We start from the raw sequence: 21,180 nt of genomic DNA, 5'->3' as shown, positions 1-21,180 counted from the left end.
GATCACAGGTTTACATGAGTCCTATATAGTTCCAGTACGGAATCCAGACCACGACGAGCAGCACGCCGGCAAGCAGGGTGCGCAGACCGAGCGCGGGCAGAATGTGCCGGAGGGTGACGCAGCCCGTGGTGAACAGGTAGAGGAACATGACGCCTTCATAGGGGAAGAAGTACTGGTCGAGGCCGAGCTGGAAGGCGTAGAACAGAGGCAGCGGGTTGACTCCCATCTGCACGCCGAGTTCGCCGAAGGCGGGCGTGAAGGCCACGGTGGCGGCAAAGGGCGTGAGCAGGAAGTTGGCCACCGTGCCGGCCACGTAGGAGCACACCACGCTGATGGTGGGCGGCAGGCCCTGCAGATAGGGCATGATGGAGGCCACGGCCCACTTGTTGGCGTCGACCACGCCGGCCACGGCTCCAATGGCCATGCAGCCCGCCACGAAGACCAGGAACATGATGTTCAGATTGTTGAAGGTGTTCACATTCAGAATGCCCATGCCGGGCATGTAGCAGAGCAGGGCGGCGAGGCAGAGAATCCAGACGGCGTTGAGCCCGGTGAAGGGTTCGAGCATGAAGCCGAGCACGCTGATGAGCGCCAGAACGAGAAGGCGCTTTTCCGCGGTGCTCATGGGTCCGAGTTCTTCCATGCGCTTTTTGAGCACCTGTTTGAGGGTGGTTTCATCAGGCATTCTGGTGGAGCCGCGGGTGAGGTACAGGGCCACGAAGCACAGCACGATGTACAGCAGGTTGTTGAGGCCCATGTGGGAGAGGTATTCCCAGAAGTCCACATGTTCGCCGATGGCCTTGAGCAGAATCTGGAACGCCCAGATGAAGGATTCCGACGTGTGCAGAAACTGCATGGTGGGGGCGGAGGAGGCGAAGAAGCAGCCCAGCATGATGAGCGAGGACATGCGGGACTTGGTGTCCAGTTCCAGCGCCTGAATGATGCCCATGCCGATGGCGCAGAAAATGACGGTGCGGGCAAAGCCGGAAGCCAGCAGCAGACCGAGAATGATGCCGCCCACGCCGAAGCCTATGAGCATGCCCCGGAAGGTGCCGCCCGTGAGAAGCATGCAGCGCAGGGCCACGCGCTTGGCCAGACCGGTCTGATCCATGGCCTCGCCGAAGATGGCGGCGCCGAAGGTGGTCCAGATGAGCACGGTGGTCCAGGGACTGAACACGACTTCCGGCGTGGCGAGATTGGTGATCAGATAGGCGAAGGTGAGCGCCGCGGACACGAACACGGCGGGCAGCAGATCGAAGACCCAGATGACCACGGCCACGGCGGTCAGAGCGAGATACAGGGGAAGATTGGCGTAGGTGTCGTTCGGAGCCAGAGTGTAGAACAGCGAGGCGGCCAGCAGAACGGAGAGCCATTTCAAGGCAAGGCTTCTGGACATGGGCATTTTCCTTGAGAGTTCAGGATAAATTTCACGTGAAGGAACCGAAAAAATGCGCGTCGGCGAGGCCGGCGGCCTGAACGCGCGTCGCGGCGGAAATCCGGTTCGTGTTCGTTGCGGCGGATAGATGCGCGAGCTCCGGCCTGCCGCTCGGGGAGAGAAGCGGCAGACCGGAGCTCGGCGTCAGTTCTGTTTTTCAGAGACGGTTGCGGAAGCGCAGACCGGGAAGTTGAAGTTGTCCATGTAGTAGCGGTAGGGCTTGACCGGGTAGCGGTCCAGAGGCACGGAGTCGAAGCTTGCTTCCATGCCGTGTTCGCCCTTGCGCACGTTGATCCAGGCCGGACCGCGGGTGTCGTCCCTGTGGGGGAAGTCGGCGCGGTAGTGGCCCGCGCGCGATTCCTTGCGCAGCAGGGAGGCGCGCAGGAAGGCTTCGGTAATCAGGGTCATGCCGCGCGCTTCGGTGAGCTTGACCAGATAGTGGGGATCCGAGGCTCCGGCCAGGGGCACGACTTCGTCGCGGAAGGCTTCCAGACGGGAGAGCGAACGGGCAAGACCGTCCTGCGTCTTGAGGATGCACACGTCGATGGGCGACATGAGCCGCTGCATCTTGCGCACGATGTCCTTGGGCGACACGCCTTCTCTGCCGAGGGGCGCGGTGTCTTCGCGCAGGGCGTCGAGGGCGAGGGATTCGTCGAAGGTGGTTTCGCTCTGAGAGGCGGCGCTAAGACCTGCGTTTTCACCGGCAATCCAGCCCGTGGTGGCGGTGAGGCAGCTGTCCCAGCCGCCCATGTACACGCCCGGGGTCACGCTGCGCGCTCTGCCGGCCACGTAGAGTCCGGGCACGCCGGTAAAGCCCTGCTTGTCGGCCTTCACGCCGCCGAAGCAGGTGAGCACCTGCGACATCCATTCCGTGGTCTGATGGAAGAAGTCGATGCCGAGCGCCTTGAGCTTGGTGTCGTTGAGCTTCATCCAGCCGCCGGTGGGCGTCATGTCGCGAATGCCCTTTTCGCTGAGGGTGCTGGTGTCGAAGTAGATGGGGCCGCGGCCCGCCAGCACTTCAAAGGCCATGCCGCGCACGTTGTAGTGGGGGTCGGCCTTGGCGCCCAGCTTGGGAGAGTAGCGGCGCATGAAGTCTTCGCCCTTGCCGTTCAGGAAGCGCGCGCCGTGCGGCAGCAGACCGGTCTGACCTTCCCAGGCGAAGAGCTTGGGCACGTTCCAGTTTTCAATGAATTCCATGTTGCGCAGGGTGGCGCCGGCCTCGTAGGCCAGCAGGCTGCCTTCGCCCGCGCAGGTGTTGAGCAGATACGAGCCCTTCCAGCCGCCGGAATGCGCGGCCAGAATGACGGCCTTCGCGTGAATGAGAATGGACGCGCCGCTCTGGCCGTGGAAGCCGGCGGCGCCGACCACGCGGTCGCCGTCCTTGATGAGGCGGGTGATTTCCACGCGGCCCATGCGCTTGACGTTCATCTCCTGAAGGCGCTTGTTCAGCACTTCGGTGGTGTGGCTGCCGCCCTTGCCGTAGGGGTGGTAGAAATAGTAGCGCATCTTGTCCAGACCGCGCTGGGGAATGGACTGGAGCACGCCGTCTTCGCGATAGAAGCGGTGGCCCATTTTTTCCAGATCCATGAAGCGGTCGTAGGAGAGCTCCAGAATTTCCTTGAGCACGTCCTGTTCGCACAGTCCGTCGTAGTAGTAGGTAAGTTCGTCCACGAGGTCCGAAGCTTCAAACTCGGGCTGCTTGACGATCATGTCGCCGCCGGACATGCTGCCGAGTCCGCCCCAGTCGCGGGGTCCCTTGTCCACCATGAGCACGTTGTTCACGTGTTCGCGGGCCTTGATGGCCGCCCAGGTTCCCGAGAAGCCGCCGCCTATGACCAGAACGTCGGTCTGAAGTGTGCAGTCGTACTTGTTCATATCCGGCCTCCTTCACCGTCGTACAGCGTGTAGGGAAGACGTTCCTTGAAGGGGTGGACGTCGATGGCGTCGGCGGGGCAGTGCAGTTCGCAGCTGAAGCAGGTCATGCAGTCGTCGCCGTAACGGATGGAAGCCTTGCTGCCGCAGGTGAGGCAGCGCATGGCCTCGGCCTGGGCGTCGAGCTGATCGAAGCCAGCAACGGCTTCGTCGAACAGGCCTCCGTTCATGTTCGCCCTGCGTTCGTTGCGGGGCAGATGGGGCAGTTTGTCTATGGGCATGTGTTCCACCACGGGGCGGGAGGCGGGCGTTTCGTCTTCCACCAGCAGGCCGTTCAGGGCGCGGCTCATGGCGTGGGCCGCGTCGCGGCCGCCCACGATGGCCTGAATGACCGAGGCGGGGCCGGTGACGGCGTCGCCCGCGGCGAACACGGCCTCGCGGCTGGTGCGCATGGAAGAGCCGGAAACGAGAATGCGCGGGCCGCGCATGTCCACGCCGGAGGCGATGTCGGCAAAGTCGCCGGTCTGGCCGATGGCGAAGATGATCTGGTCGGCCTCTATGCGCACGGTCTGCGTTTCGTCGAGCACGGGAGAGAACTTGCCTTCGGCGTTGAACAGCGACGTGCACACATGAAATTCCACGGCGCAGGCCTTTCCGTTCTTGCCTTCGATGCGGGCCGGGCCGAGAGTGGGATGCAGCGTCACGCCGCGTTCGAGTGCGTCCTTGATGTTGTGTTCAAAGGCGGGCATGTGTTCGCGGTCTTCGAGGCAGCACATGTGAACTTCTTCCGCGCCGAGCATTTTGGCGCTGATGGCCGCGTCGATGGCCACGTTGCCGCCGCCGACCACGCACACGCGGCGTCCGGCGGCAGGCGCGTTGCCCGTGCGCAGATCGCGCAGGAATTCCACGCCGGTGAATACGCCCTCGAGCTCCATGCCTTCAAGCGGAAGCTTCTTGCCGGCGCTGAGGCCCGGAGCGAGAAGCACGGCGCGGTAGCCGAGATCGTGCAGATCGGCCAGATTGAGATTGCAGCCTTCGCCGATGCGCGTATTGCAGCAGAATTCCACGCCCAGAGCTTCGAGCTTGCGGATGTGGGCGTCGATGACGCTGTCGGGCAGGCGATAGGCGGGAATGCCGTAGCGCAGCATGCCGCCGGGCTTGGGCAGCGCCTCGAACACGGTGACGGGCCAGCCTTCAAGAGCCAGATACCAGGCGGCGGCAAGTCCGGCCGGGCCGGAGCCCACCACGGCCGCGCGGGAGAGGTGACGCACGGCGGGTCTGGAGGGCAGCTCCTGAAGGTCGAGATCGCCGAGGAACTGTTCCAGCGCGTTGATGTTCACGCTTTCGTCCATGGAAGCGCGGGTGCACTTGCTTTCGCAGGGATGGAAGCACACGCGGCCGGTGAGCGCCGGGAAGGGCGTGCCCTTTTTGAGCACTTCCAGCGCCTCTTCAAGGCGGTTCTGCTGAAGCAGATGATTGTATGTGCGTATGTCCGTGCCTGCGGGGCAGGCGGCCATGCAGGGAGAGAGTTCCGTCTGCCGGGTGTCCAGCCGGAACACGTCGAGACTGCACGACTTGAAGCACTGACCGCAGCCGGTGCATTTTTCGGAGTCGATGTGTCGTATCAAGGAAAAATCCTCCTGTCTGAAAGCGCGAACCGGCCTTTGCAGGCGCTCGCGCAACACAGTTCTTCGGGCTTCGACGTCGGAAGACGGGGAGCTCTCGGGAACAAACGCCGCCCTGCCGAACCGGCAGGGAGCGGTGCGGCCGACGCTGCAGACGTCGCGCCGCGTGGAGGGAAAAGCTTTTCCTGACTGATTTGTTAAATGTTATTTTTCACATGACGCGGGAAAAAAATGGCGCATCTGCGCCATGAGCATGAGTTTTTTTGAGAAAAATGAAATTTTTTAAGGCTGCGGGAGGGAAAAAGCGCTTTTTCGGCAGCGCAGAAACACGATTTTTTAAAAATATCCTGTTTATTTTATTTGTTATTTTTATCATTCTTCCGCTTGTGCGAAAATTTTCCGTGCACGGGGCGCGGCGGAGCTCCTGACTGGCGGTTACTGTTCAGCCAGATCCCGCAGGGCGTTCATGTCCGTGACGACGAGCGCGTTTCGGGTGAAGCGGCTGATGATGCCGCGCTCCTTGAGCGTGTGAATGCAGCGAACCAGCGTGGCCCGATGGATGCCGAGCCTGTCGGCGAGTTCCTGCTGCGTGACGCCGGGGCGGAAACTTTCCGACGCGCGGCTTTCGGCGGCGCGCAGCATCCAGCGGGCAGTCTGCACGAGGGCGGCGTCCGGTCCGGTGTAGGAGAGGGTTTCGTGCATTTGAAGGTTCTTTCTCGCCAGCGACTGCATGATTTCAATGATGAGCTCCGGGCACTTGCACACGAAGTCCGGGGAGAGCAGCAGCCTGCCGGGAAAGCGCCAGAGCACGGTTTCCTCCTTGCAGAGGTACTGCGAATCCGGATTGTCGAAGCCGGTCAGCGCCGTGGACACGTTGAAGAGATTGCCCGCCTCAAGGCCGATGATGGAACGCTCTCGTCCGTTCTGGGAGGCGTAGGAGATGAGAAGGCGTCCTTTTTCGATGTAGTAGAAGTCGGTGAGGGCGTCGCCTTCGAGAATGAGCGGATAGCCGGCCGGACAGACCTGACGCACGGCAAGGTGCAGCATGTCCGTCCAGGCCCGGGCGGGAATGCGGGTGCGAAGACTGGATGCGGAAGCATGGCTGGACATGACTTTCTCCCGGATTCGGCCGCGTCCGCCTTTTCTCGTGGCGGCTGCGCGGTCGTGGGCAGCGTTTTTTTTTGCGCCGCATTCTGCCGCGGGCCCGGCAAAGGCGCGACGCAAAAGCGGAAACATTGCGGCATGATGCTTGCTCTTCAAGAGTGCCACATCGGCGCAGATCCCGCAAGGCGCGCTTCAACGTTCGGAGCGTCAGTTTTTCATGCCGGAAATGAGCGCGTAGATTTCGCCGGTGGTCCAGCCCCGGGCGCGGGACTGCACGCGGCGGGCCACGGCGCGGGGCGCGCCGCCGAGCGGAAGCTCTTCGCGGATGAGCGAGAGAATGTCTTCCCGGCTGCTGCGGGCGTTGCCTTCGGGCGGGCCGACGACCACGGTCACTTCGCCGAGAATGCCCGAAAGATCGGGCAGAGCTTCGAGGCGGAAGCGCAGATATTCCTCGTGCGTCTTGGTGAGTTCGCGGGCCACGCACACTTCGCGCGGGCCGAGCAGGGCCAGGGCGTTTTTCAGGGTTTCTTCAAGCCTGTCCTTGCGCTCGAAGAAAACCAGCGTGGCCGGAATAGTGGCGTAGGGCGAGAGCGTGTTTTCCTGATCGGAGCGCTTGCGCGGCAGAAAGCCGAAGAACACGAAGGGCTGCGGCGGAATGCCGGAACCGGCCAGCGCCGTGACCGGAGCGCACGGCCCGGGAATGACGGAAACCGGCAGTCCGGCTTCGCGGCAGGCGCGGATGACCACGTAGCCGGGATCGGCCATGACGGGCATGCCCGCGTCGGAAATGAGCGCGATGTTTTTCCCTTCGCGCAGAAGCTCCAGCACGGAGGCCGCCTTTTCCTTTTCGTTGTGGTCGTGATAGCTGATGAAGCGGCGCACGGCGACGCCCCAGCGGGCACAGGCGAGGCCTTCGCGCTTGGTGTCTTCGGCGAGCACCAGATCCGCCGCTTCGAGGCAGGCCCGGGCCCGGGGAGAAAGATCACCAGGGTTGCCAAGAGGCGTTCCCACCACCCACAGCGTGCCGGGTTCCGATATCTGCGAATTCGATGACATTTCGTATCAGCTCCGTTTGGTAGGTTCCCGACCGGGCCGCCACGCACACGAGGTCGAAGCGGCAGGGCCTGTTCCAGGCGTCGTGTTCGGCAAGCCACGCCTGCGCGGCGCGCAGCAGCCGTTCTTTTTTGACGGCAGTAAGCGCTTCGTAGGGGCGCTGCATGCCGTCTGCATCGCGTGTTTTCACTTCCACGAACACGAGCGTGTCGCCTTCCTGCGCCACAATGTCGAGCTCCAGATGACCGCTGCGCCAGTTGCGGGCCAGAATGCGCCAGCCCATGCCGCCGAGCATTGCTGCGGCGCAATTTTCCCCGACTGCGCCGGTGTCCGCCTTTTGACGGGGAGCCTTGTCGGGGGCGCTTTCGCCCTGATGTCTGCGGAAGGGATTCAGCACAGCCAGCCCTGCTCCTGCACTTTCGGCGGCAGCACGCCCCGAAAATCGAGGCGATGCAGGGGGCAGGGGCCGTATTTTTTCAGGGCTTCCTTGTGCTCCTTGGTGCCGTAGCCCTTGTGCCTTGCAAAGCCGTATTCCGGCCAGCGCGCGTCGAATCTGGTCATGAGCTCGTCGCGGAAGGTCTTCGCCAGCACGGACGCCGCGGAAATGGAAGGCACCTTGGCGTCGCCGTCCACCACGGCTTCCTGTTCGGGCAGCGGAATGCCGAACTGACGGAAGTAGAGCGGCGGAATGATCTGCGTGCCGTCGATGAGCAGGCGCGCGGGCACGTTTTCTCCTTTGGCGCGCATGCGCACACGCATGGCGGCCACGGCGCGGGTCATGGCCATGAGCGAGGCCTGAAGAATGTTGATGCGCGAAATTTCGTTCATCCAGGCGAGTCCTATGCCCCAGCCCACGGCAAGACTGCGGATTTCTCCGGCGAGTCGGTCGCGTTCTTCGGCCTTGAGCACTTTGGAATCGTCCAGTCCCATGAGGTCGAAGCCGTCGGCGAAAATGACGGCGCCGGCCACCACGGGCCCGGCAAGGCAGCCTCTTCCGGCTTCGTCGGTCCCGGCGGTGAGCAGTTGCCGGGCATCCGGGGCGCTGAAGAGCATGCCCTGTTCAATAACGGCTTTTTTGCGGGGTCTGGCCATGATTCACCTGAAAAAGAAAATGGATCGCAGAACACGGGCTTCTGCGGCGGTGTGCCGAAGATACGGATTTTTTCGGCAAAAAAAAAGCGGGAATGCGCTGAAAATCGAACGGCGTCCGGCAAGGAGCGCCGCATTTTTTCATCGAGCGGGAAACGCCGGTCGCCCGATAGACAAAATCCCCCGCCGGAGAACCGGAAGGGGATTTGTCTGCTCGAAAGAAGGGCCCGGGCAGCGCCGGACCGGAATCTTAGTAGCGGTTGCGGGGCTTGATGCGGGCAGCCTTGCCGCGCAGTTCGCGCAGGTAGTACAGACGGGAACGACGCACGCGGCCTTCGGTCACCACTTCGATGTGGTCGATGAAGGGGGAGTGCATGGGAAGAATGCGTTCCACGCCCACGCCGTCGGAAATCTTGCGGACGGTGAAGGTGGCGCCGGTGGTGCCGCGCTGAATACGGATCACGTTGCCCTGGAACATCTGGATGCGTTCCTTTTCGCCTTCGACGATGCGCAGGTACACCTTGACGGCGTCGCCGGGCTTGAAGGACGGAATGTCCATACGCATGTGTTCGCGTTCAATCTGCTTGATGATATCCATAGGGGGACTCTCCTTGAGGAAAATGGTGTTTATCCCCGATCGCCGAGCAGCCTGTCCAAAAGGATGGCGGCGGCGGCGCGCACGGGAAGATGATTGTACTCGTCCATCCAGCGCAGCGGCGGCAGGATGGCGTCGCATTGCTCCAACACCTCAGGCGCAATGCCATGCCCGGTTCCCAGAAGCAGGAGCACGGGCCTGTCCGCAAGCCTGCGCCGCACGTCGTCGAACGTGGTCGCGGGCCGGCGTTCCCGGTGTTTTTTATCTAGGACAGGCTGGGCACTGGTGCCGACCACAAAGGGCGGCAGGCCGCGATCGGTTGTCAACGTCGCAATCGCGCTTTCCAGAGATTCCTCGGGCCTGACCAGTCGAAGGGCTTCGGCTCTGTCGGGATTGAACGACAGCCCCGGCCCTTCCGTCCAATGAGAGAGCAGTGTTGCCAAGAGTCTGCGCTGATCCTCCAGCGGCGTGACCACGAAGAATCCACTGATCCCATAGGTGCGGGAAATTCGTGCTATATCGTGAATGTCGAGGTTTGTCAAAGAGGTTGTGCCCGTTTTCCGATCTTTTAATCGCACGGGGTGATGCAGCAGGGCCACATGCAGGTTTTTTCCCGGACGGAAACGGGGCGCGGCACGCAGAACCTCCCTGTCGTGATGGGTGAGCACGGCGTGATCGAGCAGATCCGGACGGTGCTTTGCCGTGGCGAGCACCGACTGTTCGCGCCGCCACGCGGCGATGAGCGCGTGATTGCCGCCTTCAAGCACTTCGGGCACGCGAAGGCCCTCGAATTCGTCCGGCCGCGTGTACTGCGGATATTCCAGAAGGCCGTTGCTGAAGCTCTCCTCGTCGCCGGATTCGTCCTTGCCCATGAAGCCGGGCTGGAGTCTGGCCGTGGCCTCGATGACGGCGAGCGCCGCGGCTTCGCCGCCGTTGAGCACGGCTTCGCCCACGCACACGGGTTCCACGGGAAGAAGATCGAAGAGGCGGGCGTCGAAGCCTTCGTAGCGGCCGCACACGAGGGTGATTTCCTCTTCTTTGGCGAGCTCGCGGGCAAAGTCCTGCGTGAAGGGGCGTCCGGCCGGAGTGAGGGCGATGAGTCTTCCCTTTCTGCCGTTGCAGGGGGCCAGTTCGCGCAGCGTGCGCACCAGCGGATCGAGCATGAGCACCATGCCCGGGCCGCCGCCGTAGGGGCGGTCGTCCACGGAGTGATGCCGGTCCGTGGACTTGTCGCGCGGGTTGGCAAAGGAAAATTCCACAATGCCCGCCTCGCGCGCCTTTTCCATGAGACCGCTGGAAAGGGGCGAGTCGAACCACTCGGGGAAAAGAGTGACGAGATTGTAGCGCATGACGGATTATGCCTTGCGGGCGGAGCCTTCTTCCGCGTCCTGTTCGTCCTGCCCGTCGTCGGGAGCAAGCGAGGCTGCGCCTTCGCGGTACAGGTCGAGCAGGCCTTCCGGCGGGGCGATGGTGGCCGTGCCCGCGGAAAGATCGATGTCGCGCACGAATTCAGGCACGGCGGGGAAAAGAATTTCGTAGCCGCCGCTCTCTTCCGGCGCGCGGATGACCCACATTTCCTGACCGGCGGGGAAATCCACGTCTTCCAGTTCGCCCACAGTCGTGCCGTCTTCAAGGCGCACGGAAAGACCGATGAGGTCGCGCAGATAGGGCTCGTCCTCTTCGGGTTCCGGCAGGAAGGAGGCGTCGATGAGCAGTTCCTGACCGCGCAGCTGTTCGGCGGCGGAGCGGTCGTTGCAGCCCTCGATGCCGAGAATGAGCTGATCCTTCCACAGGTGCCAGTCGCGCACGCGGATGGGGCGCGGAGCGAAGCGTCCGGCGCGCAGCATGAGGGGCTTGTCCAGAAGGTCCGCGGAATCGGCGTAGTAATCCACGCGGATGTCGCCCTTGACGCCGTGGGGCTTGGCGAGTCGCCCCAGAACTACGAGAGAAGAAGCAGGCATTATTCGAGAATTTCCAACACGACGCGCTTTTTGGTTTTGGCGGAAACCGCGCCCAGAAGGGTGCGGATGGCGCGGGCCGTGCGGCCCTGCTTGCCGATGATCTTGCCGAGGTCGTCTCTGGCCACGGAAAGTTCCAGCGTGGAGGCCTGTTCGCCTTCGGTTTCGCGCACGGTCACCTGAGCGGGGTTGTCCACCAGCGACTTGGCGATGAATTCCACAAGTTCTTTATGCTGCATGTATGCTCTCCGCGCGTTTTCCCGGAGCATGAGGAGAAAACGCGAAATTTTTTTCAGAGTATCATTCCCTTCCGTCGCCCGTCAATGAAGGGAAGGGGCCGTCGCGCAGGCCGGGCGGAGCCCGGAAGCCCCGGGCCGGAAAAGGGCGGGACGGGCGCAGGCGTTTCTGCTAGACTTTCGGCAGGTTTTGAAACAGTCCCGTGCTCGGCTAGTGCTCTGGCGGCCGGGCGAAAGACGGCGACAAAGGAGTGCGCGATGAACATGAAGAAACTTGTGCTCGGCGCGTTGTGCTGCGCGGTTCTGGCCGCGCCTGCGCCCGCGCTTGCGCAGATGGTGGAACTGCCCGCGCCGCAGAAGCAGGGCGGTCTTTCTCTGCTGGAATCGCTGGCAAAGCGGCATGTGGAGCGGAAGTTCGACAGTCGTCCGCTGCCGATGCAGGAAGTGTCGAACATTCTCTGGGCGGCCTGCGGCGTGAACCGCGAGGACGGCAGACTCACCGTGCCCACGGCCATGAACCGTCAGCTCATTGCCGTGTACGCCGTTCTGCCCGCCGGCGTGTACCGCTACGACGCCGCGAAGAATGCGCTGGATCAGGTGCTTGCGGGCGACTACCTGAAGCTCTACAGCAACGGAGCGCCGCTGGTGCTGCTGCATGCGGCTAAGGAGAGCGACCGCTACTCGCCGTTTCACGTCGGCTCCATGTACGAGAACGTGGCGCTCTACTGCGCCTCGGCGGGGCTCGCCAACGTGATGAAGGCGCAGGAGACGAACCGGCTGGACGGAAAGCTGCCGCTGCCGGACGGCTGGAAGGTGTACATGATTCAGCCCGTGGGCTATCCGGCAAAGGCCGACTGACGGCAAAAAAAGTCCCCTGTCGCCCGACGCGGCCTGATGAAGGAGGGGAAGGGCGGCGACGCGTCGAACGGCAGGGGAGATGTCTTGCGGGGGAAGGCCGCTATTTCGAGGCGGCGTTGCCCTCCTGTTCCATGAAGGTGCGGAACGAACCGAATTTACTGATGTCTCTGGCGTTTTCGGGGAGGTCGGCTCCGCAGATGAAGCCTCTTACCCACGAGCCGTCGGCAAGTTCCACGGAACCGAGGCCGAGCGGCGCGGGAATGCGTTCCAGAAACGCGCCCACGGCGCTGCGGGGCATGGACCAGACTTCCACCTGAATGGGAACGCCGCCGTCCTCCACGCGCACGATGGCCGGACGCAGGGGCGCACCGCCGGGCAGCAGCTTCATGCGGTAGTGCGGAGCCGTGGCAGCGGCGCACTCGAATGCGGCTCCCGTGGCTTCGAGCTCATGGCACAGTGCCATGCCGCTCATGTGCGCTCCTCCCACGGCCAGCAGCAGCGAGCCCTTGTCGGCGGCGGGCTTCACCTCCGTCGCGCCGAGCCCGACGCCTTCCTTCATGGCCGCGGCGTGGAAGCGCGAGGCGAGATCGAGCAGACGGGCTTCCGAAAAGGCCGGACCCATGAGCGTGACGCCGAAGGGCATGGCCACGTCCGTTCCGGGCATGTGCGGCACCGAGGAGGGCACGGCCACGGCGCACATGTCGAGGATGTTCACGAAGTTGGTGTAGGCGCCCATGTTCACGTTGGTGCGCACGGGATCGCGGCGCACGGCGTCGATGGTGTAGGTGGTGGGGGCGGTGGGCAGCAGAAGCACGTCTACGCGCTTGAAGTCCTGCGCCACGATCTGCCGAAGATTGCGCGTGCGGTAGATGGTGCGGAAGGTGTCCACGGCCGTCCAGTGCGACGCGCCGCAGATGATCTTGTGCACGGTGGCGTCGCAGCATTCGGGATTCTTTTCCACGAAGTCGCCCACCACGGCCATGCGTTCCGCAAGGTACGGGCCGAAATACAGCATGTCGGCTGCTTCGCGGTAGGGCGCGTAGTCGAGGGCCACGGCCGTGCCGCCCAGCGATTCCAGGCGGGCGATGGCCTCGCGGAAGGCCTGCGCCCAGACGTCGTTTCCGCAGAAGTCAGGATTTTCGGGCACGCCGAAGGTGAAGGTCGAGCCCAGGGGCGCGGGAGAAGATGCGGCTTCCCGGCTCCACACGTCCTTCTCGTCGGGAGCCTGCGCCACGGCGAACACTTCGGCGGCGTCCTCGCAGGTGAGGGCGAAGATGGACACGCAGTCCAGCGAGGGGCAGGCCGGAACCACGCCGCACGTGGAAAGCAGGCCGTGGCTGGGCTTGAGGCCCACAAGGTTGTTCAGCGCCGCGGGCACGCGTCCGGAACCGGCGGTGTCCGTGCCGAGGCTGAAGCTCACGTAGCCCTTGGCCGTTACGTGCGCCGAACCGGAGCTTGAGCCGCCGCTGATGTACGCGGGATCGAAGCTGTTGGGGCAGGCCCCGTAGGGGGAGCGCACGCCCACAAGACCGGTGGCGAACTGGTCCATGTTGGTCTTGCCCATGAGCACGGCTCCGGCGTCGAGCAGGCGCTGCACCACAAAGGCCGTGGACTCGGCGGTGTAGGCGTAGGCCGGGCAGGCGGCGGTGGTTTCCTTGCCCGCGACGTCCATGTTGTCCTTCACGGCAAAGGGAATGCCGAGAAGCGGATACCGGCTCCGGCGCTCTTCTTCCGGGAGCGTTGCGCAGGCGGCCTTCAGTTCGCGCACGCGCTCGCGCACTTCGTTTTCGTCGATGAGGGTGATCCATACGCCGTTTGCGCTGTCGCGGCGGATGCGGCGGGCCAGGTCGCAGAGGCCCTGTTCAGGGTCGCCGCCCTGGGCGTACCAGGCTCGGACGGCGGAAAGAGTGGGGCTGGAAGGAAAGGGGGTCATGATGTCTCCGTGTTTTTTTCGACCGGTCAGGCCGTTTTGTTCAGAACAGGCATGGAAGAGAGAAGCGAACGGGTGTACTCGTGCGTGGGATGCGCGAACACTTCCGCCGTGGTTCCCTGCTCCACCACGCGGCCCTGCTGCATGACGATGAGGCGGTCGCACAGCAGGCGCAGCACGTTGAGATCGTGGGACACGAAAATGAGACTGAGATCCAGCTGACGCTTGAGGTCGTCGAGCAGGCAGAGAATCTGCCCTTGCACGGACACGTCGAGCGCGGTGGTGGGTTCGTCCAGCAGCAGGATGCTCGGCCGGGGGCCGAGGGCGCGGGCGATGCCCACGCGGGCCTTCTGTCCGCCGGAAAGCTGATGCGGCAGCCTGTCGAGCAGCTCTTCCGGCAGATGGACGAGCTGCGCCAGACGGCGCACGTGCTTGGCAAGCACGTCCCTGTCGCGGATGCCGAGCAGCACGCGCAGAGGGTCGGCAATGCAGCGGGCGGCGGTCCAGCAGGGATTCAGGCTGCTGGTGGGATCCTGAAACACCATCTGAATCTGCGAGCGCAGGGGATGATGCGCAAAGAAGCGCGGCGGCAGCAGACTGATGTCGTCACGGAACAGGCGGATGGAGCCTTCGTCGCCGCCGCCCGGGCCGGGACTGACGTCGATGAGGCGCGCCAGCATGCGGATGAGCGTGGACTTGCCGGAACCCGATTCCCCGGCAATGCCGAGGCAGGTGCTGCGTTTCAGTTCAAAGGACACGTCCTGCACGGCGTACACGCCGGGCGTGAAGGACTTGTAGAGATGACTGACTTGAAGAAGCGGAAGCATGACGCACCTCAGGAATCGGCTTCGACCGGGCCCAGACGGCGGATGTCGTCGAGGCTGGTCATGAGGCTCGGCGTGGAGGCGAAGAGCCGTTTCGTGTAGGGATGGGAGGGGTGGCTCAGCAGATCGCCGGGCAGTCCCGTTTCCAGCAGTTCGCCGTGCCGTATGACGCCTATGCGGTCGCTGTACTGCACGGCCAGGCCGAGATCGTGGGTGATGAACAGTATGGACATGCCGGTTTCGTCCATCATGTCGCGCAGGAGCTTGAGAATGGTGTCCTGCGTGAGGGCGTCGAGGCCGGTGGTGGGCTCGTCGGCAAAGAGCAGGCGCGGACGCCGCGCCAGTGACATGGCGATGAGCACGCGCTGACACATGCCACCGGAAAGCTCGAAGGGATAGGCGTCGAGGCAGCGTTCCGGGTCGCGGATGCGCACCTTTTCGAGAAGTTCCCGGGCGGCGTCGCGGGCTTCTTTGGCGGAGGCGGGGCGTTCGGGCAGCGTTTCCAGCACGTCGCGAAGCTGCAGGCCGATGGTGCGCACGGGGTTCAGGGATACGATGGGGTACTGGAAGATCATGGCCATGTCGCCGGGGCGACGCCAGCGGCGGCGCGGCGTCTTGTTGTCGAGCAGCATCTGGCCGTCGTAGCGTATGCAGCCCTGTTCCACGTAGCCGTTGGCGTCGAGCAGGCCCATGGCGGTCATCACGGTCACGGACTTGCCGGAGCCCGATTCCCCTACGAGGGAGAAGAACTCGTGGGGGCGGACTTCCAGGGTCACGTCGCGCACGGCGGTGAGCGTGCTTCCTTCCGAGGTGAAGCCTACGCTGAGGTGCTGCACTTCAAGCAGCGGAGAAGATGAGGTAGTCATTACGCACGCCTCCTCGGATCGAAGATGTCTCGGAGCGCGTCGCCGAGAAAGTTGAAGCAGAGCACGGTGAGCATGAGGGCGATGCCGGGAAAGAGGGCTATCCACCATTCGCCGGACACGATGTACTGCGCGCCTTCGGCGACCATGATGCCCCATTCGGCGTCCGGCGGACGGACGCCGAGGCCGATGAAGGACAGACCGGCGGCGTTCAGGATGGCCCAGCCGAGGTTCAGCGAGGCCTGCACCATGATGGTGGGAATGATGTTGGGCAGCAGGTGGCGGAAAATGATGCGCGGGCCGCTGTTGCCGCTGATGAGGGCGGCTTCCACGAACTGGCTGTTGCGGCGCACGCTCACTTCGGCTCTGGCCACGCGGATGTAGAAGGGCAGGTTGATGATGGCCGTGGCATAGACGATGTTGGCCACGGAGTTGCCCAGCGAGGCCACGATGGCCATGGCCAGCACGAAGAGCGGAAAGGCCATGATGGTGTCCACGAGGCGGCTCACGAGACTGTCGAAGAGCCTGCCGTAGTAGCCGGCGAAGGCGCCGATGAGCGTGCCCGCCACAAGGGAGAGCCCGACGGCGCTCAGGGCTATGGACATGTCGAGACGGCAGGCCGTGAGAATGCGGCTGAACACGTCGCGTCCCACCTGATCGGTGCCGCAAAGATGCGCCAGGGAGGGGGGAAGCATGATGGCGTCGTCCACGCACTGGAAGGCGTCGTAGGGGGCGAGGGACGGCCCGGCCACCGTGAGCGCCGCGAGCACCACGAGACCGCCCACGGCAAGGCAGGAGAACACGTTGCTCCTCAGGCAGAAGAAGACATGACGGGTGAAGGAGCTCATATGTTCATCCTTATGCGGGGATCGTTCAGCACCTGGAGCAGGTCGGTGATCAGGTTCACGAACACGTAGAGAATGCCCATGGTCAGCACGAAGCCCTGCACGGCGGCGTAGTCGGAGGTGAGCAGCGCCTCAAGGGCGAAGGAGCCGATGCCGGGCCAGGAAAAGACCTTTTCCACCAGCACGTTGGCGCCGAGCGTGAAGGAGAACACCATGCCGAGCGTGGTGAACAGCGGATTGGCCGCATTGCGCAGCGCGTACACGAAGATGATTTTCCAGCGGGGCAGATTGGAGGCCCGGGCCGTGCGGATGAAGTCCGCGGAGAGCACCTGGAGCATGGCGGCGCGGGTCATGCGGGCGAGCGGCGCGAGGGCGAAGATGCCGAGGGTGAGCGCCGGAAGGGTGATCTGCATCACGGCCGCGCGGAAGGTTTCAAAGTCGCCGGCGAGGAGGGTGTCGATGAGGAAGAAGCCCGTCACGGCGTCGGGTTCGATGGCCGTGAGCGGCAGTCGTCCCATGGGGGCCGGAGCCCATCCCAGCAGGTAGTAGAAAACGAACACGAGCAGGAGCCCGGTGAAGAAGGTAGGCAGAGAAACGCCGAGCGTGCTGATGATGCGGCAGATGTGGTCGATAAGGGAGCCGGGGCGCGTGGCGGAAAGAATGCCCATGGGCAGGGCCACGGCCACGGCGAAGAACAGACCGGCGAAGGTGAGCTCCAGCGAGGCGGGCAGACGGGTGAAGATTTCTTCCGTCACGGGCAGGCCGGTGGCCCAGGACGTGCCCCAGTCTCCGCGGCACATGTCGGAAACGTACAGAATGAACTGTTCGATGAGAGGCTTGTCGAGACCGAGATTCTGCCGGATCTGCTCGATGGCGTCGAGACTGGCCGAAGGTCCGGCCAGATACGTGGCCGGATCGCCGGGAAGCGCGCGGGCCAGCAGAAAAGTGATGATGAGCACGCCCGCAAGGTTGGGTATGGCCGCGAGAATACGGCGCAGGATGAAGCGAAGCATAGAGGATCCTGTTTTCCGGAGTCTGCGGGGATCCGGGAACAGGGCAGGGCCCGAAGGCCCTGAACCCTGATGAGAAAGGGGCCGGGCTCCCGTGAGGGAGACCCGGCGGGGGGGGGAGCTTATTCCTTGGTAATGGTTCGGAAGTCGAGCTGACGGTGGAACCAGTACTGGTAGTTGTGAACGTAGGGCTGCATGGCCACGTCGAGGTTGGGCTGGAACAGGGGCAGGCGGGGCGCGTCGTCGAAGGCCTTCTTCAGGCACTTCTTGATGGCTTCGTCATAGGAGGCCTTGTCGGGAGCGAAGCGGGCCGCTTCGATGTAGCCGTCCATTTCCTTGTTCTGGTAGGACATGGTGTTGAACACGCCGTTCTGGCTGTGGTAGTTCCAGTAGAAGAAGTAGTCGGCGTAGTTCAGCCAGCCGCCCATGTCGTCCACGAGCAGGGGCATGTCCTTGCGGGTCATGGCCGTGCGCCAGTTGGCTCCGGGCACCTTTTCCATGGTGGTTTCCACGCCTATGTCCTTGAGGGCCTTCTGCAGCAGAAGCGCGGCGGGTTCGCCCAGCGAGGCCTTGCCGAGGCTGTAGGAAAGGGTAGTCTTGAAGCCGTTGGGGTAGCCGGCTTCGGCGAGCAGCTTCTTGGCCTTCTCCACGTCGGTATGATAGGGGAAGGGCTGAGGCCATTCTGCCGTGGCGGGCGTATCGCTCGCAGCGCCGTAGAGCGGGGCGGCGCGGCCGTAGGTGGAAGCCTTGTAGATGGCCTCATAGGGCACGGCGTAGCTTATGGCCTTGCGCACCAGCGGATTGTCGAACGGAGGAATGGTCACGTTCATGTCCACGAACCACATGCAGTTTTCCACCGGAATGCCTTCGACCTTCAGCTTGCCCTCGTCGTGCAGTTCGGCGAAGTTCTTGGGAGGCAGGTCGAGGGAGAGGTCCACGTCGCCCTTTTCAAGCATGGCGCGGCGGGTGGAGGCGGAAGGAACCACGCGTTCGATGACGGTCTTCATGGCGGGCAGGGGGCCGCATTTCCAGTCGTCGAAGCGTTCGTACACGGTCTGCACGCCGGGCTTGAAGCTCTTCACCTTGTAGGCGCCGCTGCCGGCGTCGTGCAGCTTGAGCCATTCCATGGCCCAGGGATCCTTGTCGGTGGCGTGCTTCTTGGCCAGCGTGGAGTTGTAGATGGCGGGCACGGGCGTGCCGATGTTGGGCAGCGCGAGCTTGTCGGCCTTGTCGAGGGTCACGCGGAAGGTGTACTTGTCCACCACCGTGAACTGCTCGGGCTTCGTCATGGAGCCGGCGCTCATCTGGAAGGTGGGGAAGCCGCCCACGGACACCGCTCTGTCGAAGGACCACTTCACGTCGTCGGCGGTGACGGGCGTGCCGTCGTGGAACACGGCGTCCTTCCGCAGATGGAAGGTGATCACGCGGCCGTCGGGAGAGATGTCCCAGCTTTCGGCGAGGGCGGGTTCGATCTTGGTGTAGTCGTACATCAGCGTGCCGGAAGGATGCTTCTTGATGCCGTAGGTCACCAGGCGGTCATAGACGTTCCAGGAGAGGCCGTAGGCGGAGCGGTTGGTGCCGGTGCCCTGAATGTCGAAGGAGTTGCCGCCGCTTTCGCGTATGAACAGCAGCGTGTCCTTGGGAATGCCCGCGGCGGGAGCCTGCACGGGCGCGGTTGTGGCGCACAGTCCCAGCAGAAGGAGACCGGCGATGGCGGGAAGAATCTTCATGGGAACCTCAAAGAAAAAATGGTGAGGGCGCACGGAGCGCCCTTTGTTGCAGATCGGGCTTACAGACTGTCGCCGGTGCGGATGCGCTGGCTGGCCACGATGTCCACGACGTAGATGATGCCGTCGCCTTCATGACCGGTGGACGCGCCTTCGGAAATGGCGGTCATGGCGGTCTGCACGTCTTCGTCGTGCAGGCAGAGTTCTATGCGCACCTTCTTGAGCAGGGTCACTTCGGTGGCCACGCCGCGGTACATTTCCACGTAGCCCTTCTGGCGGCCCGAGCCGAGGATGTTGGTGACGGACATGCTGTAGAGTCCCTTGGCGTACAGTTCCTGCTTGACGGGTCCGAGACATTCCGGACGGATATAGGCAACTACAAGCTTCATTTTTCAGCTCCTGTTATGTTTGATCGGTCGGCTTATTCGTTGGAGAAGATCTGGAAGCCGCTGTACACGTCGGCGCCGTGTTCGGTGATGTCGAGGCCCTTGAGTTCGACTTCGCGGCTCACGCGCAGGCCGATGACCTTGTCGGCGATCTTGAAGGCGCACATGCCGGTGATGAAGGCCCACGCGCCCACGCTGACCGCGCCGAGCAGCTGGATGAGGAGCAGATGGACGCCGCCGCCGTAGAGCAGGCCGACGTTGGAGCCGTAGCCGGGAGCGGCGAACAGGCCGACGAGAACCGTGCCGAGGAAGCCGCACACGCCGTGGACGGAAACCGCGCCGACGGGGTCGTCGATGTGGAGCTTCTGATCGACGAACAGGATGGAGAACACAACCACGATGCCGCAGATGATGCCGATGAAGATGGAGCCGACGGGGGAGACTTCATAGCAGCCGGCGGTCACGCCCACGAGGCCGGCGAGCACGCCGTTCATGGCCATGGAGGGGTCGGGCTTGCCGGTGATGATCCAGATGGTGACCATGGCGGCGGCAAAGCCGGTGCAGGCGGAGAGGCAGGTGTTCACGGCAATGTAGCCCACGGTGCCGTCGGGAGTGGTGGTGGAGCCGCAGTTGAAGCCGAACCACGCGAACCACAGGATGAACACGCCGAGCGCGACCAGAGGAATGTTGTGACCGGGAATGGCGAGGGACTTGCCGTCGGGGGAGTACTTGCCGATGCGCGGACCCACACAGATGGCGCCGGCGAGACCTATCCAGCCGCCCACGGAATGCACGACCGTGGAACCAGCGAAGTCGATGAAGCCGAGATTTTCAAGCCAGCCCTTGGTGTCGGCGAAGAGGCTGTTCCAGGCCCAGCCGCCGCTGATGGGATAGATGAAGGCGGAAACCAGAATGGAAACCAGAATGTAGGCCTTGAAGTCGGTGCGTTCGGCGATGCAGCCGGACACGATGGTGGCCGAAGTGGCCGCGAACATGGCCTGGAAGAAGAAGAAGGTCCAGGCCCAGCCGCCCTCGGGGGTGGTGGGATCAATGAAGTTCATGCCGAAGGACGGCGAACCGATGAACCCGTTGGACGCGCCGAACATGAGTCCGAAGCCGAGCAGGAAGAACAGGGGCGTGCCCACGCTGAAGTCCACAAAGTTCTTCATGAGGATGTTGCCGGCGTTCTTGGCGCGGGTGAGGCCGCATTCCACGAGGGCGAAGCCCGGCTGCATGAACATGACGAGCATGGCTCCGAGCATGGTCCAGATGATGTTGCCGTCCTGCTGACTCAGAAAGGAAGGGGCGTCTTCGGCCAGAGCCGTATCGGGAGCGAGCAGAGCGCCGAGCGCCAGAGCCGCTGCGGAGAGTCGCAGCACGCGGGTGGTTCGAGGGGAGAAATCTGTACTGTAAATCATGGAAAACCTCCTGGGAGTACCTGGATGGCTTCCTTTGTGCAGAAATCGTGCCAGAATTATTTAATGTTGATATTTCAAACGGATATCGAAATTACGCTATGGTGACCACATTTTTCAGGCATTTTTTTGTATCGAAGAAAAATTTTCCCCGGCGTTCGACGCGGCAAGACATGTGAAAAAAAGATAAAGAATATTGCATGGTTGAAATTTTCACCCGGAACGATACCAAATTGTTTTGATGAAAAAGCGGTCCGACGGGGGGGCGGCGGAGCACGGAAGCGGGCACATGTTTCGCCGGAGGGAGGCGCGCGCATGACGGCGGAACACGAACCGCGCCCGAACGGGAAACGTC

General features: G+C 63.3%; 20 protein-coding genes. 1 reads left to right on the top strand and 19 read right to left on the bottom strand.

Annotation, left to right across the window (positions count from 1 at the left end):
- Positions 1 to 10 precede the first annotated feature (10 nt).
- From ABGT79_RS06215 to ABGT79_RS06165, 11 genes are all read right to left on the bottom strand, one after another.
- Positions 11 to 1,396 carry an SLC13 family permease gene (locus ABGT79_RS06215; protein ID WP_346665470.1) on the bottom strand — a complete coding sequence of 462 codons (1,386 nt, stop codon included), beginning with the start codon at positions 1,394 to 1,396 and terminating at the stop codon, positions 11 to 13.
- A gap of 183 nt (positions 1,397 to 1,579) precedes the next feature.
- Complete coding sequence (locus ABGT79_RS06210) at positions 1,580 to 3,310, bottom strand: FAD-binding protein (protein WP_346665469.1); 1,731 nt, start codon at positions 3,308 to 3,310, stop codon at positions 1,580 to 1,582.
- A complete protein-coding gene (locus ABGT79_RS06205; protein WP_346665468.1) occupies positions 3,307 to 4,935 on the bottom strand; it encodes an FAD-dependent oxidoreductase in 1,629 nt (542 codons plus the stop codon). The genes ABGT79_RS06210 and ABGT79_RS06205 overlap by 4 nt, the downstream gene beginning before the upstream one ends.
- Positions 4,936 to 5,367: 432 nt before the next feature.
- The gene (locus ABGT79_RS06200; RefSeq protein ID WP_346665467.1) at positions 5,368 to 6,042 is read right to left on the bottom strand and encodes a Crp/Fnr family transcriptional regulator; all 675 of its coding nucleotides are present in this window, start codon (positions 6,040 to 6,042) and stop codon (positions 5,368 to 5,370) included.
- Between the two features lie 201 nt (positions 6,043 to 6,243).
- Entirely contained in the window at positions 6,244 to 7,092 is an 849-nt protein-coding gene (gene rsmI / locus ABGT79_RS06195; RefSeq protein ID WP_346665466.1) for a 16S rRNA (cytidine(1402)-2'-O)-methyltransferase, read from the bottom strand.
- A complete protein-coding gene (locus ABGT79_RS06190) occupies positions 7,019 to 7,486 on the bottom strand; it encodes a YraN family protein (RefSeq protein WP_346665465.1) in 468 nt (155 codons plus the stop codon). The genes rsmI and ABGT79_RS06190 overlap by 74 nt, the downstream gene beginning before the upstream one ends.
- Positions 7,480 to 8,142 carry a ribonuclease HII gene (locus tag ABGT79_RS06185; RefSeq protein ID WP_346666656.1) on the bottom strand — a complete coding sequence of 221 codons (663 nt, stop codon included), beginning with the start codon at positions 8,140 to 8,142 and terminating at the stop codon, positions 7,480 to 7,482. Before ABGT79_RS06185 ends, ABGT79_RS06190 begins: the two co-directional genes overlap by 7 nt.
- A 286-nt stretch (positions 8,143 to 8,428) precedes the next feature.
- Positions 8,429 to 8,776, bottom strand: coding sequence for a 50S ribosomal protein L19 (gene rplS / locus ABGT79_RS06180; protein WP_346665464.1), 348 nt, complete (start codon positions 8,774 to 8,776; stop codon positions 8,429 to 8,431).
- Positions 8,777 to 8,805: 29 nt separating this feature from the next.
- Complete coding sequence (gene trmD / locus ABGT79_RS06175; RefSeq protein WP_294484153.1) at positions 8,806 to 10,122, bottom strand: tRNA (guanosine(37)-N1)-methyltransferase TrmD; 1,317 nt, start codon at positions 10,120 to 10,122, stop codon at positions 8,806 to 8,808.
- 6 nt (positions 10,123 to 10,128) lie between these two features.
- Positions 10,129 to 10,734, bottom strand: a complete 606-nt coding sequence (rimM, locus tag ABGT79_RS06170; protein ID WP_346665463.1) for a ribosome maturation factor RimM — start codon at positions 10,732 to 10,734, stop codon at positions 10,129 to 10,131.
- Positions 10,734 to 10,970: a KH domain-containing protein gene (locus tag ABGT79_RS06165; RefSeq protein ID WP_346665462.1), complete on the bottom strand. Its 237-nt coding sequence runs from the start codon at positions 10,968 to 10,970 to the stop codon at positions 10,734 to 10,736. The genes rimM and ABGT79_RS06165 overlap by 1 nt, the downstream gene beginning before the upstream one ends.
- Positions 10,971 to 11,225: 255 nt before the next feature.
- Here ABGT79_RS06165 and ABGT79_RS06160 point away from each other — a divergent pair, with 255 nt between their 5' ends.
- Complete coding sequence (locus ABGT79_RS06160) at positions 11,226 to 11,825, top strand: nitroreductase family protein (protein WP_346665461.1); 600 nt, start codon at positions 11,226 to 11,228, stop codon at positions 11,823 to 11,825.
- A 100-nt stretch (positions 11,826 to 11,925) separates the two neighbouring features.
- Here the strand turns inward: ABGT79_RS06160 and atzF are convergent, their stop codons facing one another.
- From atzF to ABGT79_RS06120, 8 genes are all read right to left on the bottom strand, one after another.
- Positions 11,926 to 13,758 carry an allophanate hydrolase gene (gene atzF, locus ABGT79_RS06155; RefSeq protein ID WP_346665460.1) on the bottom strand — a complete coding sequence of 611 codons (1,833 nt, stop codon included), beginning with the start codon at positions 13,756 to 13,758 and terminating at the stop codon, positions 11,926 to 11,928.
- A 26-nt stretch (positions 13,759 to 13,784) separates the two neighbouring features.
- Entirely contained in the window at positions 13,785 to 14,582 is a 798-nt protein-coding gene (locus tag ABGT79_RS06150) for an ABC transporter ATP-binding protein (RefSeq protein WP_346665459.1), read from the bottom strand.
- Between the two features lie 8 nt (positions 14,583 to 14,590).
- On the bottom strand, positions 14,591 to 15,445 hold the full coding sequence (locus ABGT79_RS06145) for an ABC transporter ATP-binding protein (RefSeq protein WP_346665458.1): 855 nt from the start codon (positions 15,443 to 15,445) through the stop codon (positions 14,591 to 14,593).
- The gene (locus ABGT79_RS06140; RefSeq protein ID WP_346665457.1) at positions 15,445 to 16,290 is read right to left on the bottom strand and encodes an ABC transporter permease; all 846 of its coding nucleotides are present in this window, start codon (positions 16,288 to 16,290) and stop codon (positions 15,445 to 15,447) included. Before ABGT79_RS06140 ends, ABGT79_RS06145 begins: the two co-directional genes overlap by 1 nt.
- Positions 16,287 to 17,300: an ABC transporter permease gene (locus tag ABGT79_RS06135; protein ID WP_346665456.1), complete on the bottom strand. Its 1,014-nt coding sequence runs from the start codon at positions 17,298 to 17,300 to the stop codon at positions 16,287 to 16,289. The genes ABGT79_RS06140 and ABGT79_RS06135 overlap by 4 nt, the downstream gene beginning before the upstream one ends.
- A gap of 119 nt (positions 17,301 to 17,419) precedes the next feature.
- The gene (locus ABGT79_RS06130) at positions 17,420 to 19,027 is read right to left on the bottom strand and encodes an ABC transporter substrate-binding protein (RefSeq protein WP_346665455.1); all 1,608 of its coding nucleotides are present in this window, start codon (positions 19,025 to 19,027) and stop codon (positions 17,420 to 17,422) included.
- A 59-nt stretch (positions 19,028 to 19,086) separates the two neighbouring features.
- On the bottom strand, positions 19,087 to 19,413 hold the full coding sequence (locus ABGT79_RS06125) for a P-II family nitrogen regulator (protein ID WP_294484136.1): 327 nt from the start codon (positions 19,411 to 19,413) through the stop codon (positions 19,087 to 19,089).
- Positions 19,414 to 19,445: 32 nt separating this feature from the next.
- On the bottom strand, positions 19,446 to 20,828 hold the full coding sequence (locus tag ABGT79_RS06120; RefSeq protein WP_346665454.1) for an ammonium transporter: 1,383 nt from the start codon (positions 20,826 to 20,828) through the stop codon (positions 19,446 to 19,448).
- Positions 20,829 to 21,180: the final 352 nt, after the last annotated feature.

This window comes from uncultured Mailhella sp. (assembly GCF_963931295.1).
In the GTDB taxonomy this organism is placed as follows: domain Bacteria; phylum Desulfobacterota; class Desulfovibrionia; order Desulfovibrionales; family Desulfovibrionaceae; genus Mailhella.
This window is presented reverse-complemented; position numbering and strand designations above follow the sequence as displayed.